12 protein-coding genes are annotated in these 13920 nt (G+C 75.9%); 5 read left to right on the forward strand and 7 right to left on the reverse strand.

Features of this window, described 5'->3' with window-relative positions:
• Window positions 1-12: 12 nt before the first annotated feature.
• The 3 genes from ABT092_RS01130 to ABT092_RS01140 form a co-directional block, all read right to left on the reverse strand.
• A complete protein-coding gene (locus tag ABT092_RS01130) occupies window positions 13-654 on the reverse strand; it encodes a hypothetical protein (RefSeq protein ID WP_351238352.1) in 642 nt (213 codons plus the stop codon).
• A 143-nt stretch (window positions 655-797) separates the two neighbouring features.
• The gene (locus ABT092_RS01135; protein ID WP_351238354.1) at window positions 798-1337 is read right to left on the reverse strand and encodes a SigE family RNA polymerase sigma factor; all 540 of its coding nucleotides are present in this window, start codon (window positions 1335-1337) and stop codon (window positions 798-800) included.
• 366 nt (window positions 1338-1703) lie between these two features.
• A complete protein-coding gene (locus ABT092_RS01140) occupies window positions 1704-2651 on the reverse strand; it encodes an iron-sulfur binding domain-containing protein (protein ID WP_351238356.1) in 948 nt (315 codons plus the stop codon).
• 225 nt (window positions 2652-2876) lie between these two features.
• Between ABT092_RS01140 and ABT092_RS01145 the strand changes: the two genes are divergently transcribed.
• A complete protein-coding gene (locus tag ABT092_RS01145; protein WP_351238358.1) occupies window positions 2877-4661 on the forward strand; it encodes a sensor histidine kinase in 1785 nt (594 codons plus the stop codon).
• On the forward strand, window positions 4658-5323 hold the full coding sequence (locus ABT092_RS01150; protein ID WP_351238360.1) for a response regulator: 666 nt from the start codon (window positions 4658-4660) through the stop codon (window positions 5321-5323). The genes ABT092_RS01145 and ABT092_RS01150 overlap by 4 nt, the downstream gene beginning before the upstream one ends.
• Window positions 5324-5330: 7 nt before the next feature.
• On the opposite strand, the gene ABT092_RS01155 is transcribed toward ABT092_RS01150, so the two are convergent.
• Window positions 5331-5912 (reverse strand): phosphatase PAP2 family protein, encoded by a 582-nt coding sequence (locus ABT092_RS01155; RefSeq protein WP_351238362.1) that lies wholly within the window; start codon window positions 5910-5912, stop codon window positions 5331-5333.
• Window positions 5913-6098: 186 nt separating this feature from the next.
• Here ABT092_RS01155 and ABT092_RS01160 point away from each other — a divergent pair, with 186 nt between their 5' ends.
• Window positions 6099-6968 carry a hypothetical protein gene (locus tag ABT092_RS01160; RefSeq protein WP_351238364.1) on the forward strand — a complete coding sequence of 290 codons (870 nt, stop codon included), beginning with the start codon at window positions 6099-6101 and terminating at the stop codon, window positions 6966-6968.
• 176 nt (window positions 6969-7144) lie between these two features.
• Here ABT092_RS01160 and disA read toward each other — a convergent pair whose 3' ends face one another.
• Both disA and radA read right to left on the reverse strand, forming a co-directional pair.
• Window positions 7145-8269 (reverse strand): DNA integrity scanning diadenylate cyclase DisA, encoded by a 1125-nt coding sequence (disA, locus tag ABT092_RS01165; RefSeq protein ID WP_351238366.1) that lies wholly within the window; start codon window positions 8267-8269, stop codon window positions 7145-7147.
• A 68-nt stretch (window positions 8270-8337) separates the two neighbouring features.
• The gene (gene radA, locus ABT092_RS01170) at window positions 8338-9747 is read right to left on the reverse strand and encodes a DNA repair protein RadA (RefSeq protein ID WP_351238368.1); all 1410 of its coding nucleotides are present in this window, start codon (window positions 9745-9747) and stop codon (window positions 8338-8340) included.
• A 156-nt stretch (window positions 9748-9903) separates the two neighbouring features.
• Here radA and ABT092_RS01175 point away from each other — a divergent pair, with 156 nt between their 5' ends.
• On the forward strand, window positions 9904-11778 hold the full coding sequence (locus ABT092_RS01175; protein WP_351238370.1) for a hypothetical protein: 1875 nt from the start codon (window positions 9904-9906) through the stop codon (window positions 11776-11778).
• A gap of 65 nt (window positions 11779-11843) precedes the next feature.
• On the opposite strand, the gene ABT092_RS01180 is transcribed toward ABT092_RS01175, so the two are convergent.
• Window positions 11844-12776: a DUF3109 family protein gene (locus ABT092_RS01180; protein ID WP_351238372.1), complete on the reverse strand. Its 933-nt coding sequence runs from the start codon at window positions 12774-12776 to the stop codon at window positions 11844-11846.
• A gap of 73 nt (window positions 12777-12849) precedes the next feature.
• Here ABT092_RS01180 and ABT092_RS01185 point away from each other — a divergent pair, with 73 nt between their 5' ends.
• Window positions 12850-13815: a Ppx/GppA family phosphatase gene (locus tag ABT092_RS01185; RefSeq protein WP_351238374.1), complete on the forward strand. Its 966-nt coding sequence runs from the start codon at window positions 12850-12852 to the stop codon at window positions 13813-13815.
• Window positions 13816-13920 lie beyond the last annotated feature (105 nt).

A 13920-nucleotide genomic window follows, 5' to 3' on the forward strand; every position in this document is an offset into this window, starting at 1 on the left:
TATCCGTCGCTTTCAGTTCCGGGGCGGAGAGGCGGACTCGGTGCCCACCGCCTTGCTGTAGTCGTTGTGGACGCGTCCCTGCTCCACGAAGTCACCGGACTTCCACCGGTACGTGATCACGTCCTCCCCCGAGGGGGCCGCCACCGGATCCTCGTCGGAGTACACCTGCTGGGTGACGACGAGTTCCCTGCGGTCGATCTCCGCGTACACCGGGAAGCCGTCGGACCGGAAGGCGTTCGTGTAGTCATCGCCCTCGGGACGGTACACGTACGTACCGATGCTCACGGCGTCCCCGCACGTCAGGACGTTGACGACGACGTCGTCGCGCCCGCCGTCGGTGAGGTTGCCGTAGATGGCGTCCACCGGGTAGCTGTCCTTGTCCGAGGTGCAGAGCCGCAGCATCTCCTTCACGCCCGCGTCGACGTCGGGGTCGTCCATCAGCAGCCGGACGGCGTCGACCCGCGGCGGGGCGGAGGAGGGGGACGCCGACGGGGTCTCCTCCTCGGTGGAAGCGCTCCCACGGGCGGGCCCCTCGTCGCGGACGCCGGTGCCCTGGGACGTGCAGGAGGCGACGAAGCCGCCGAGCAGACTGAAAACGCCGAGGGCGGCGAGCGCGACCACTGCCGCACCCCCCGCCACCAGCCGACTCGCCACCCGGCCCCCCGCCGCCCCGTCCGCGCGCCCCGGCCCGCCCGGTTCGTCGGGCCCGTCGGGCTCATCGGGCGGAGCGCCACACAGTGCGGCCTCCTCCGGGGGGAACCCCCCGGCGTCCCCGCGCCCCGCCCCGAACCGGCTTCTCAGGCCGCGCAACGCTCCCGCTCCTCACGTTCGAGCGCCCGGGCACCCAGGTCCCGGGCCTCCAACTCCTGACGCAGCCGGGCGAGGGCCCGGTGCAGCGTGCTCTTGACCGTACCGGCCGACATGCCGAGGGCGGCGGCCGTCTCCTCCGTGGACATCTGCTCCCAGTGTCGCAGCACCACGACGCTGCGCTGCTTGGGTGCCAGCACCTTCATCACGTCCATCAACAGGGCCCGGTCCGCGTGCTGTTCGGTATTGTCCTCCACGCTGCACTCGGGGAGCTGCTCGGTGGGCACCTCCTCCAGCTTGCGGGCCCGCCACCACTCCGTCCGAGTGTTGATCATGACGCGACGCAGATAGGCGTCGGCCAGCCGCTTGTCCGCGATCCCGTCCCAGCGGCCGTAGGTGCGCACCAGCGCGGTCTGGAGCAGGTCCTGCGCCTCCACCGGGTCGGGGACCAGTCGGCGGGCGCTGCGCAGCAGGGCGTCCTGCCGGGTACGGACGTACTCCTCGAATTCGAGCACCTCACCGTGCGCCATCCCCGTCGCCTCCGATCCGGCCCCCCGGGCCGCACTGTCTCCCCTGTCGTGCCGTAGCGGCACGAGAAGCAAGTTACGGAGGAGTTGTCACGGCACTGTGCGGGCCAGCACGCGGCGGACGCACGGCTGTCCGTCGGTTGTGTAACAGATGTAGGAAAGCGGTAAGGGTAGCGGCCGGCGAGCGGGGATTCCGCCCCTTTCGGGAGGGTTCGGCGCGCTTCCGCGGGCCGGTTCCGGCGCTCAACACGGGGTCTTCCGTGACGTCCCACCACGGCTTCGACGGCCCTCGTCCCCGGCGGGGACGCCGCCGCCCCCGTCCGAAGGCGCACGGACGGGGGCGGCGGGCGGGGTTCGCGGGCGGGCGGTTCAGACGTGCGGCAGCCGGTACAGGCCGCCCGGCAGCGGCTCCACCAGACCGTCCGCCACCAGTCCGTCGAGCGCGCGGGCCCGCTGCACGGGCTCGTCCCACACCCGGTTCAGCACGGCCTGCGGCACCGGCACGGTGGCCTCCCGCAACACGGCCAGCAGCTTGCCGCGCACCTGCCGGTCGGTGCCCGCGTACGTCTGGCCGCGCCGTGGCGGGCCCTCGTGCTCCGGCTTGCCCGCGAGCTGCCAGGCGCACAAGGAGGCGATCGGACAGCGCTCGCAGCGCTCGTTGCGGGCCGTGCACACCAGCGCACCCAGCTCCATCGACGCCGCCGCCCAACGGGCGGCGGTGCCCTCCTCCTCGGGGAGCAGCGCCCGGGCCAGCTTCCGTTCGGCGGCGGTGGTGGCGTTCGGCGGGTACTGCGAGCCGGTCACCGCCCGGGCCAGCACCCGGCGCACGTTGGTGTCCAGGACGGCGTGCCGCTGCCCGTACGCGAAGGAGGCCACCGCGGCGGCCGTGTACTCGCCGATCCCGGGCAGGGCCAACAACTGGGAGTGCTCGGTCGGCACGTCACCGCCGTGCCGTTCCGCTATGGCCACGGCCGCGCCGTGCAGCCGCAGCGCACGGCGCGGATAGCCGAGCCGCCCCCAGGCGCGGACCGCCTCCCCGGACGGCTCCTTCGCGAGGTCGGCGGGGCGGGGCCAGCGGGCGAGCCACTGCTCGTACACCGGCAGCACCCGGTTGACCGGCGTCTGCTGGAGCATGAACTCGCTGACCATCACGCCCCAGGGGCCCGCCTCGGGGCGGCGCCACGGCAGATCGCGCGCGTGGTCGTCGAACCAGGCGATCACCGGTTCGTGGAGGGCGGGCAGCGCGCGGAGCGGGCCCTCCGGAGAGGTACGGGGGTCGGGGGCGGTACGGGACGTGGACTTCGTCGGCACAGTCATGGCACGTCGATCCTGCCATGCCCACCCGGGCCCGGTGGGGGACGTGCGGCCGAGCGGGGGCGGGTCGGACCGCCCGCCCGGACCGCTCGGCCGCACCGGGGTCTCAGGCGTCCGGGCCGCGGATGCGTCCTCGCAGGGGAGGCGCCGCCCCGGCCGGGGCGGCGGGGAGGCGGACGCGGGTGCGGCCGGGCGGGGCCGGAACCGGCCGGCGCGCGTCTGCGGGAGGTGGACGGGAACGTGCGGGTGGACGGGGTGGACGGGGTGGACGGGCGGGCGCCGGGGCGGTGGCGGACCGGTCCGGGGGAACGGAACGGGGCGGTGGGCCCCTGGGCCGGGCCGCGGGCCGGGGCGGTGCTCTGGACGGGGCTGGCCGTGCCGGTGCTGCTCGCCGCCCCGCTGGGGTTGACCGAGGCGGGCCCCTGGTGGCGGACCGTCCTCTTGCTCGGGGTGCTGGCCGCCGCGACCGCGGCCCGGCGGACCCGACCGGTGACCGCGGTCCTGCTGGTGGCGGGCGGCTGCCTGGCCGTCGCCCCCGCGCTGCTCGCCGTCGAGACCTGCGCCGCGCTGCCCGTGTTCGCCCTGCTCGCCGGGGTGCGGGCGGAACGGGTCGGGCCCGCCCTGGCCGCCTTCGCAGCGGTGCTCGCCGCCGGGCTGGGCAGGAGCGCGGGGTACGGGGCCGACCCGGTCAGCGAGGCGCTGGTGCTGGTCTCCGCGCTGCTGTTGGCCGTGGTGTTCCCCTGGTTGTGCGGACGGCACTGGCGCCAGCGCCGGGCGCTCGCCGAGGCGGGTTGGGCCCGGGCCGCGCACCTGGAGCGGGAACGGCGGATGGTCGCCGAGCGGGCGCGGCTGCGGGAACGGGCGAGGATCGCCCGGGAGGTGCACGATTCGCTGGGGCACGAGTTGAGCCTGATCGCGCTGCGCGCGGGCGCCCTGCAACTCGCCCGCGACCTGCCGGAGCACCACCGGGCGGCCGCCGCGGAGCTGAGGTCCGCCGCCGCCGGGGCCACCGACCGGCTGCGGGCCGTCGTCGGACTGCTGCGCGATCCCGAGGAGCCGGGGGAGGACCCGGCGCCGCTGACCCCGGTGCGGCGGCTCGCCGACCTCCTGGACGAGGCCGGGGCAGTGGCCGTCGACGCACCGGCGGCCGCACCGGAGCCCGCGGCGGACGCGGCGGATTCGGCGGGCTCGGTGGATTCGGTGGAGGAGTTGGTGCGCCGGGCCGCGGCCTCCGGGATGCCGGTGCGCGGGGAGCGCACCGGGCGCGTCGCTCCGGCGCGGGAGGTGGAACGAGCCACCCGGGCCGTGGTGCGGGAAGCACTCACCAATGCGGCCAAGCACGCCCCCGGCGCTCGGGTGACGGTGTGCACGGCGCACGAAGAGTGGGGGAGCACGGTCACCATCACCAATGAAGCGCCCCCCGCGCCCCCGCATCCGGTCGCCGTCCGGCGGATCGCCCGCGGGGCGTCCGCCGCCGGCGGGTGCGGGCTGCCGGGACTGCGCACCCGGGTCGCCGCGCTCGGCGGCACGCTCACCGCGGGTCGCCACGGCGACGGGTTCCGGGTCCGCGCCCACCTCCCGCCGGCTCCCGCTCCGGCCGCCGTCCGCGGACGGCGCCGGCGCGTCCGAGTGCCCGCGGCGCTCGCGGTCGTGGCCGCCGGTGCGCTGTCCGTGGGCGCGGCACTCGGCTGGTACGCGTACACCGGGTCCCGCGCGGTGCTGGAGCCCGCCGCCTACGCCGCCCTGCGGCCCGGCGCCGACCTCGACGCACTCCGTCCGGTCCTGCCGGAACGGACCGTCGCCGACCCCCCGGTGGACCGTGCGCCGCCGCGGCCGGCCGGCGCCGGGGCGTGCCACTACTACCGGGCGGACGGTGAACTCTTCACGATGGTCGCCCACTTCAGGCTCTGCTTCGACCGGAGCGGCACGCTGATCGCCAAGGACCTGGTGCCGGTGGCCCCCACGACGGCGGCCACGGACACCCGACGCACCACCGGAGGGAGCGGTCGATGAGCACACGTCCCAGGGTCCTCCTCGCCGACGACGAGACCATGGTCCGGGCCGGGGTCCGGGCGATCCTGGCCGCCGACGAGGGCATCGAGGTCGTCGCCGAGGCGGCGGACGGCCGGGAAGCGGTGCGGCTGGCGCAGGCACACCGCCCCGACGTGGCGCTGTTGGACGTCCGCATGCCGGTGCTGGACGGGCTGGCCGCCGCCGAGGAGATCGTCCGCACCCTTCCGGGCACCGCCGTGGCCATGCTCACCACCTTCTCCGAGGACGCCTACGTCGCCCGGGCGCTCGGCGGCGGCGCCACCGGCTTCCTGCTGAAGTCCGGCGACCCCTACGAACTGCTGGCCGGGGTGCGGGCGGTGGCGGCCGGGGCGGCGTTCCTGTCGCCGCGGGTCGCCCGGCACGTCATCGACGGCCTCGACGGCGGCCGGCTGGCCCGGGCCACCGAGGCCCGGGCCCGCACCGAACGGCTCACGCCCCGGGAGCGCGAGGTGCTCGCCCTGGTGGGCGCCGGGCTCTCCAACGCCCAGATCGCGGCCCGCCTGCACCTGGTGGAGGGCACCGTGAAGGCGTACGTCAGCTCGGTGCTGGAGCGGCTGTCGGTGCGCAACCGGGTGCAGGCGGCGATCGTGGCCCACGAGGCGGGACTGACGGACCCGGGGTGAGCGGCGCTCAGCGGTGGCGTCCGCCCCGGCCCCGCAGGGACCCCAGCACGCCCGTGGCGGGCCCGGTGCCCAGGCGGAGCACGAGCGGGGCGACGACCGCGCCCAACAGCAGCCCCGCCGCCACGTCGTGCGGGTAGTGCACGCCGACGAAGACCCGGGAGAACGCCAGCAGCAGCGCCAGCGGCACCGTGATCCACACCAGTCCCCGCCGCACCAGGGCCAGGGTCACCGCGGAGGCGCCGGCGATGGTGGCGTGGTTGCTCGGGAACGACCAGTCGCCGCGTTCCGGGCAGGCCACCAGGGACGCCGCGGCACCCGCCACCGTCCGGCACGGCCGGTCCTGGTCGAAGACGGTCTTCAACAACTCGCTGAGCAGGTACGCCACCCCGGTGGCCACCGGGGCCAGCAGGGCCGCGGCCAGCACCCGGTCGGACGCCCGGCGCACCCGCCACGCCGCGGCGGCGAACAGGACCACGAAGACCACGATCCCCGCCTCCGTGCCTATTTCCGCGGTGTGTTGGAGCCAGGAGGGGGAGTCACGGGCGAAGGAGGTGAGGTCGCGGTACCACGCGTCGTCGAAGGAGGTCATGGTCACGGAACGTACGGAGTCGGGGTCCACGGTCACACCCCGCGACCGTCAGGTGGGGCACCTGACGAAAGACGGGGGTCCCGGGACGTTTGACGCCCCGTCTGCTGGAATGATGATCTGGAAAAGTTGCCCCGAGGGCGGCGGGTGGGGCAGGAGAAGCCGCCGATCTCTCGTACAGTTGCCGCCGTGGGATCTCTGCGCAATCCGGTCGGGCCGCTTCCCTCCAGCATCTACTGGCGACGGAGGGCCGTTCTGTTGAGCCTGGCCGCCGTCGCCCTGGTGCTCCTGATCATCTGGTTGGTCAGTTCGAGCGGTGGCGGCGGCGGGGGCACCGGGGACAACGCCAACGGCTCCAGCGACAAGAACCCGGTGGAGGCCATCACCCCCGGGCCCTCCGGCTCAGGTCCCGCGATCAGCGAGAAGCCGGGCGGCCGGGACGAGCCCGGCTCCGGGACCTCCCCGGGCGGATCGGGCGGCCCCGGCAGCACCGACACCGCCTCCACCACGGGCGGCGGCTCCGGCGACGGCTCGGACGGCTCGGGCGGTTCCGACGGGGCGAACGGGGCCGACGGCGAGGGCGCGAACGGGTCCGGCGGCGCCGGCGGTTCGGGCGGCGCGGACTCCGGGCAGCGCGTCCCGGCCGGCTCCGACCTGCCCGACTGCACCGCGTCCGCCGTGCGGCTCTCGCTGAGCAGCGCCGAGAACACCTACGGCCCGGGGAAGAACCCCGAGTTGCGGCTGACCGCGAAGAACACCTCCGACGTCGCCTGCAAGATCGACCTCGGCCCGAAGGCCGCGGTGGTGACGATCACCCAGTCCGAGGGCGACGAGGACGTCTGGGTCTCCGACCACTGCCCCAAGGGCTCGGGCAGCGCCCTGCTGAAGGTGCCCGCGAACGGCTCCGCCACCCACACCCTGGAGTGGAACCGCAAGCGGAGCGCCGCCGACTGCGGCACCCCCCGCGCCGGATCGGCGGCGGCGGACACCTACCTGGTCGAGGCCGAGCTGTCCGGCTTCGCCGTCACCCCGACCTCGTTCGTCCTGCGCCGCGACTGAACCACCCGGCCCGTCGACCGGCGGGCCGGCAAAGGCGCCCGTCCGGCGCGCGCACCCGCCGGACGGCGGGTGCGGAACCGCACCGGAAGCTGGCGGCATCCCGCCAACGGACCCGCCCCGGTCCACGGAGGCGGGGGACCGGCTCCGGGCGGGCCGCGGGGCCCGCCACCGGACGGTCAGACGTAGCGCTCCAGGATCGACGACTCGGCGAGCCGGGACAGGCCCTCCCGCACGCTGCGCGCCCGGGCCTCGCCGACCCCGTCGACGGTCTGGAGGTCGTCCACGCTCGCGGCCAGCAGCTTCTGGAGCCCGCCGAAGTGCTCGACCAACCGGTCGATGATCGCGCCGGGCAGCCGCGGCACCTTCGCCAGCAGCCGGAACCCGCGCGGCGACACCGCCGAATCCAACGCCTCCGGGGAACCGGTGTACCCCAAGGCACGTGCCACCGTGGACAGTTCCAGCAGCTCCGCATGGGTCAGCGCGTCCAGCTCCGACAACGCCTCGTCGACGGTACGGGAGCGCTTCGCGGTCGGCTCGGGCACGTAGTCCCGCACCACCAGCTCCCGCTCCGGCTCCACGCCGGCGATCAACTCGTCCAGTTGCAGGGCGAGGAGGCGTCCGTCGGTGCCCAACTCCACCACGTACTCGGCGATCTCGGTGGCGATCCGGCGGACCATCTCCAGGCGCTGCGCCACCGCACTGACGTCCCGGACCGTCACCAGGTCCTCGATCTCCAACGCGGAGAGGGTGCCGGCGACCTCGTCCAGCCGCAGCTTGTAGCGCTCCAGGGTGGCCAGCGCCTGGTTCGCGCGGGACAGGATCGCCGCCGAGTCCTCCAGGGTGCGGCGCTGACCGTCCACGTACAGCGCGATCAACCGCATCGACTGCGAGACCGACACCACGGGGAAGCCGACCTGCTTGCTCACCCGGTCCGCGGTGCGGTGCCGGGTGCCGGTCTCCTCGGTCGGGATCGTCGGGTCCGGCACCAGCTGGACGCCCGCCCGCAGGATCTTGGTGATGTCCTTGTCGATGACGATGCCGCCGTCCAGCTTGCACAGCTCCCGCAGTCGGGTCGCCGTGAACTCGACGTCCAGCACGAAGCCGCCGGTGCACATCATCTCGACGGTCTTGTCCGAGCCGAGGACGATCAGTCCGCCGGTGTTGCCGCGGAGGATGCGCTCCAGTCCGTCGCGCAGGGCCGTTCCCGGCGCGACCGCACTGAGCGCGGCGCGCATCAGTCCGTCGCCACCGGAGCTCCCGCCGGACTTTCCGGGAGCCGCTGCCCGGTCGTTGGCTGCCACTGCTCTCCTCCGGTCGCGGTTCTGGGGGTGCCCGGTGTTCGTACGGACGGGCGAGACCGGGGCAAAGTCTACCGGCGGTCCTCCGCCTCCTGCGGGGCCTCTCGTCGACGGCCGCGGGGCAGCACCCGCAGGGCGTCCCCTATGTCCGAGACCTCGGTGACCTTCATGCCCGCCGGGACCCTCCCCGGATCGGTTGGTACGAGGGCCTGGGTGAAGCCCAGCCGGTGCGCCTCCGCCAACCGGCGCTGCACCCCCGTCACCCGCCGGACCTCGCCGGCGAGACCCACCTCGCCGATCGCCACCAGGTTCTTCGGCAGCGGGGTGTCACTGGCCGCGCTGGCCAGTGCCAGCGCCACCGCCAGGTCCGCCGCGGGCTCCGACAACCGCACCCCGCCGACCGTCGCCGAGTAGATGTCCCGCTTGCCCAGCGCGCTGATCCGGCCCCGCTGCTCCAGCACGGCCAGCATCATGGACACCCGCGAGGTCTCCAGGCCCGAGGTGGTGCGCCGGGGGGAGGGGATCTGCGAGTCGACGGTGAGCGCCTGCACCTCCGCCACCAGCGGACGCCGCCCCTCCAGGGTGACCGTCAGACAGGTGCCCGGCACCGGCTCGTCGCGCCGGGTCAGGAACAGGCCCGAGGGGTCGGCGAGACCCGTGATGCCCTCGTCGTGCAGCTCGAAGCAACCCACCTCGTCGGTCGTTCCGTACCGGTTCTTCACTCCGCGCACCAGGCGCAGCCGGGCGTGCCGGTCGCCCTCGAAGTGCAGCACCACGTCCACCAGGTGCTCCAGCAGCCGCGGACCCGCGATGGCGCCGTCCTTGGTGACGTGCCCCACCAGCAGGGTGGCCATGCCGCGCTCCTTGGAGGCCCGGATCAGCGCCCCCGCCACCTCCCTGACCTGGGCCATTCCGCCCGGGGCGCCGTCGATCTCCGGGGACGCCACGGTCTGCACCGAGTCCATGATCAGCAGCGACGGCTTCACCGCGTCCAGGTGGCCGAGGACCGCCGAGAGGTCCGTCTCCGCGGCGAGGTAGAGGTGGTCGTCGATCGCCTTGATCCGGTCGGCCCGCAGCCGCACCTGGCTCGCGGACTCCTCGCCGGTGACGTACAGGGTGCGGTGCGCCTCGCTCGCCGACTTGGCCGCCACGTCCAGCAGCAGCGTGGACTTGCCGACGCCCGGTTCCCCGGCCAGCAGCACCACGGCGCCCGGCACCAGACCGCCGCCGAGCACCCGGTCCAGCTCCGGCACGCCGGTGCTGCGGGCGGTCGCCTGCCGGCCGTCGACCTGGCCGATGGGCACCGCGGCGTTGGTGACGCGGCCGGGGGCCGTGGTGCGGACGGCGGGGGCACCGTGCTCCTCGACCGTCCCCCACGCCTGGCACTCCGGGCAGCGGCCGAGCCACTTGGCCGTCTGCCAGCCGCACTCGGTGCAGCGGTAGGAGGGCCGGTCCTTCGCGGTTTTGGTACGGGCAGCCATGCAGGGAACCGTACCGGCGCGCACCGACACCCCCGGACCGCACCGGGCCCGGGCGCGGAACGGCGGGTGTCCCCCTTCGGGGGATCTGTTCACCCGTACGGGTTAAATGCCCCCGAGTCGGCGGTCGGGGTGTGGACCGCCGCCTACGGTCGCACGGTGACGAGTAGCAGGACGGGCCACCCGGCCCGCACCACCGGAACGCCCGGGGCACCCGGATCCGCCCACCGGCGGCCCGCCCCCCGCCCCCCGGTGTGCCACGAGCCGCACCTCGACGGGCTGTTCACCTACTGCCTGTCCCTCCTGTGCGACCACGAGGCGGCGACCGCCGTCCTCGGGGACGTCCTCCACTGGGCCGAACGCCGGAGGGAACGCGCGCCCGTCGCCGCGGCCGAGCACCGGGCCTGGCTGTACGCCCTGGCCCGCTGGGCCTGCTTGCGGCGCCTCGCCGAACTCGACCGGGACGGGGGCGCCGGGACGGGGCTCGCGGTCCGGGTCCTGCGCGGGGTGCGCGCCGGTCGGGCGGCCCGGGCCGGGGCGCGGACGGAGCGCGTGGCGGTGCGGCTCCGCCACGAGCCGGCGCAGAAACGTCAATCCACGGCGGAGGCCCCGCCCGCGCCGGGAGCCCGGGGCGCCCCCGCGCCGGCCCGTGCCCACGGCCGCGAGCTGGCCCTGCTCGCCTGGCCCGAAGCCGCCGGCATCGTCCCCGAACAGCGCGAAGCGCTCGAACTCTCCCTCCGCCACCGGTTGACCGACCCCGAGGTGGCCGCCGTCCTCGGACTGGACCCCGACCGCGCCCGCGACCTGCTGGTCTCCGCCGCCTGCGCGGTGGAACGCAGCCGGGCCGCCCTCGCCGTCGCCCGGTCGGGCGGCTGTGCCGAAGCGGTCCGGATCGCCGGGGGCGAGGCACCGCCCTCCGCCCCGGTGCGCCACGGCGACCTGGTCCGACACGTGGACCACTGTCCGCGCTGCCGTCCCGTCGCGGAGTGCGCCGGCGCGGGGGACTGGCCGGGCACCACCGCGGCGCCGGCGCTGTTGCCCGTGGTGACCGCGCCCCGTGCCGCCCTGGCACACGCCCCCCGCGCGCGGGGCGCCACCCCGCGCTTCGACCGCCGCGGCTTCCCCCGCGGACCCACCGACCCCACCGCCCGCCGGCACCGGCTGCGCGCCCGGGCCGTCACCACCACCGTCGTGGTGACGGTGGTCGCCGCACCCGTCCTCGCCCTGTGGACCGCCTACGGCGAGGACCCGGGCACCACGGACGGCACCCCGGTCAGCGCCAGCCGGGCCCGCCCGGTGGACGGGCTCGTCGAGGACGGGCGGTCCCGGGCCTCCCGCGGGGCCGGAGCCGGGACGCTCGGCGGGACCACCGGGACGTCCGTCGAGGTGATCGCCGCCCCCGGGCGGACCGGCGCGGACCCGGCGGGCCGGCTCCTCGTCGATGCCCGCCCGAGCGGCGACGACGGCCTGGTCTCCCTCACCGCCGCCGAAGGCGCCCCGGTGCGCTGGTCCGCCACCTCGCACGCCCCCTGGCTGCGCCTCTCCTGCACCACCGGCACCCTCACCCCCGCCGGCACGTTCGTACTGCGCGCCCGCTTCACCCCGGGGGCGGCACCCCGGGGTGCCTGGCGGGCCCGGATCTCGGTGGGCGTCCTCGGCGCCACCGGAGTCGACCGGAGCGCCGTGGTGGTGGTGCGGGGACGGGAGCGCCCGCCCGGCCCGCGCCCCGAGGGCTCCGGCGCGCCGGCCGCACCGTCGCACGCCGGCGGCGCCCCGACGCCCGACGTACCGGGCGGACGCGGGGAGGTCCCCGCCGGCCCCGCCGCCACGGACCCCGGCCTGTCCACGGGTCCGGGAGCCCCCGGCCCCCTTCCGTCCGCCGGCCCGGGCGAGGAGCCGGACGGGAGGGACGGCGCCCCCGCCCCGGGCACCCCCCACGAGGACGGCCCGGAGCGCATCGGGGGCGCGCCCGCGCCGGGGCGCGCAGCCGGTTCCGGCGCGCCGAGCACCGCGGACGGTGCGCCGGAGCGCTGACGGGAGCGGGTGCGCCGCACGGGGGACGGCGCACCCGCTCCCCGGACGTCCCCGTACGCCGGGGACTACGCCCGCGGCGGGTCGGCCGGGTGCGGGGCCACCAGGGGCAACTGCGCGGCGAGCCGCGCCTCGCAGAGCTCGACGAGCCGGTCGTACCCGCCCTTGCCCATCAGCTCGGTCAGCTCCGGCCGGTACGTGACGTACACGGGCTCGCCGGCGCCGTGCGCGGAGGTCGCCGAGGTGCACCACCAGTGCAGGTCGTGACCGCCCGGGCCCCAGCCCCGCCGGTCGTACTCGCCGATCGACACCTGGAGGACGCGGGTGTCGTCCGGGCGGTCGATCCACTCGTACGTCCGGCGCACCGGGAGCTGCCAGCAGACGTCCGGCTTGGTCTCCAGGGGCTCCCGGCCCTCCTTGAGGGCGAGGATGTGCAGCGAACAGCCCGCGCCCCCGGCGAACCCGGGACGGTTCTGGAAGATGCACGAGCCCTTCCACCGCCGGGTCTGCCGGGCCGGCCCCTCGCCGTCCTCGTCCTCGTCCCCGTCTTCGGCGTCTTCGGACTCCTGCACCCAACCGCCGCCCTCGGCGACCGGGCGGGTGCCCACGTCGTGGAACTGCCAGATGTCGGGTGTGAGCCTGGCCACGTGCCCGGCGACCCGGGCCTCGTCGTCCTCGTCGGAGAAGTGGGCGCCCAGGGTGCAGCAGCCGTCGGCCGCACGGCCCGCCTCGATGCCCTGGCAGCCGCTGCCGAAGATGCAGCTCCAGCGGGAGGTGAGCCAGGTCAGGTCACAGCGGAAGACCTGTTCCTCGTCGGCCGGGTCGGGGAACTCGACCCAGGCCCGGGCGAAGTCCAGGCCCTTCTCGTCCGGCTCGGCCGTCGTGTTCGACGCAGCCGGAGCCGCGCCCCGCCCGGCCTTCTTGCCCTTGGCGGCGCCCGCGCGGTCCGGGGCGAGCGGACCGGCCGGTTCCGCGCGCTTCGCCTTTTTCGTCTTTGGCACGTCACCAGGGTATGCGGGCGGTCCCGCCCCAGGTGGCCGGCCCGGGGCTCGGGGCGCAGTAGCGTTGGCGTTCATGAGACTTGGTGTCCTGGATGTGGGCTCGAACACGGTTCATCTGCTGGTGATGGACGCGCACCCCGGTGCGCGCCCGCGGCCCGCGCACTCCCACAAGGCGGAGCTGCGGCTCGCCCAGCTCCTGGACGCCCGCGGCGCGATCGACGCGGACGGGGTCGGACGACTGGTCTCCACGGTGCACGACGCCCTCCAGGCGGCCGAGGACAAGGGCGTCGAGGAACTGCTGCCGTTCGCCACCTCGGCGGTGCGGGAGGCGAGCAACGCCGACGAGGTGATCCGCCGGGTGCGGGACGAGACCGGGGTGGAGCTCCAGGTCCTCACCGGCGACGAGGAGGCCCGGCTGACCTTCCTCGCCGCCCGCCGCTGGTTCGGCTGGTCGGCGGGGAAACTGCTGGTCATCGACATCGGAGGCGGCTCCCTCGAAGTCGCGTTCGGCCTGGACGAGGAGCCCGACGCCGCCACCTCCCTGCCGCTGGGCGCCGGCCGGCTCACCGCCGGGTGGCTGCCGGGCGACCCCGTGGACCCGGCAGACGTGCGGACGCTGCGCCGGCACGTGCGGGCGCAGATCGCCCGGACGGTCGGCGAGTTCACCCGCTTCGGGGGCGCCGACCACGCGGTCGCCACCTCGAAGACCTTCAAGCAGCTCGCCCGCATCGCCGGCGCCGCGCGCGGGGCGGACGGCGAGTACGTGCAGCGGGAGCTGCGGCGGAGCGCGCTGGAGGCGTGGGTGCCGAAGCTGGCCGCGATGACCGCGGGGGAGCGGGCCTCCCTGCCCGGGGTCTCCGAGAACCGGGCCGGCCAACTGCTCGCCGGGGCCCTGGTCGCCGAGGCCGCGCTCGACCTGTTCGGGCTGGAGACGGTCGAGATCTGCCCCTGGGCGCTGCGCGAGGGGGTCATCCTGCGCCACCTCGACCACCTGCCCAGCTCCCAGCCGCCGAGCCACCCCACCGCCGAGCTGCCCTGAGGCCCCCACCCCCGCGGCCCGACCGCGCGGGGGCGGGGACGGGGGCGCCGTCCGTGCCCGGTGTGCACGCCGGGCCCCGACCGCCGGCGCGCACACCGCGTGCAC

The organism is Streptomyces sp. NPDC002490 (genome assembly GCF_040296045.1).
Taxonomy (GTDB): Bacteria; Actinomycetota; Actinomycetes; order Streptomycetales; family Streptomycetaceae; genus Streptomyces.

Coding starts and splice junctions, on each gene's coding strand:
- ABT092_RS01135 (WP_351238354.1), bottom strand. CDS start 1,337: ATGGCGCACGGTGAGGTGCTCGAATTCGAGGAGTACGTCCGTACCCGG.
- ABT092_RS01140 (WP_351238356.1), bottom strand. CDS start 2,651: ATGACTGTGCCGACGAAGTCCACGTCCCGTACCGCCCCCGACCCCCGT.
- ABT092_RS01150 (WP_351238360.1), top strand. CDS start 4,658: ATGAGCACACGTCCCAGGGTCCTCCTCGCCGACGACGAGACCATGGTC.
- ABT092_RS01155 (WP_351238362.1), bottom strand. CDS start 5,912: ATGACCTCCTTCGACGACGCGTGGTACCGCGACCTCACCTCCTTCGCC.
- radA (WP_351238368.1), bottom strand. CDS start 9,747: ATGGCTGCCCGTACCAAAACCGCGAAGGACCGGCCCTCCTACCGCTGC.
- ABT092_RS01185 (WP_351238374.1), top strand. CDS start 12,850: ATGAGACTTGGTGTCCTGGATGTGGGCTCGAACACGGTTCATCTGCTG.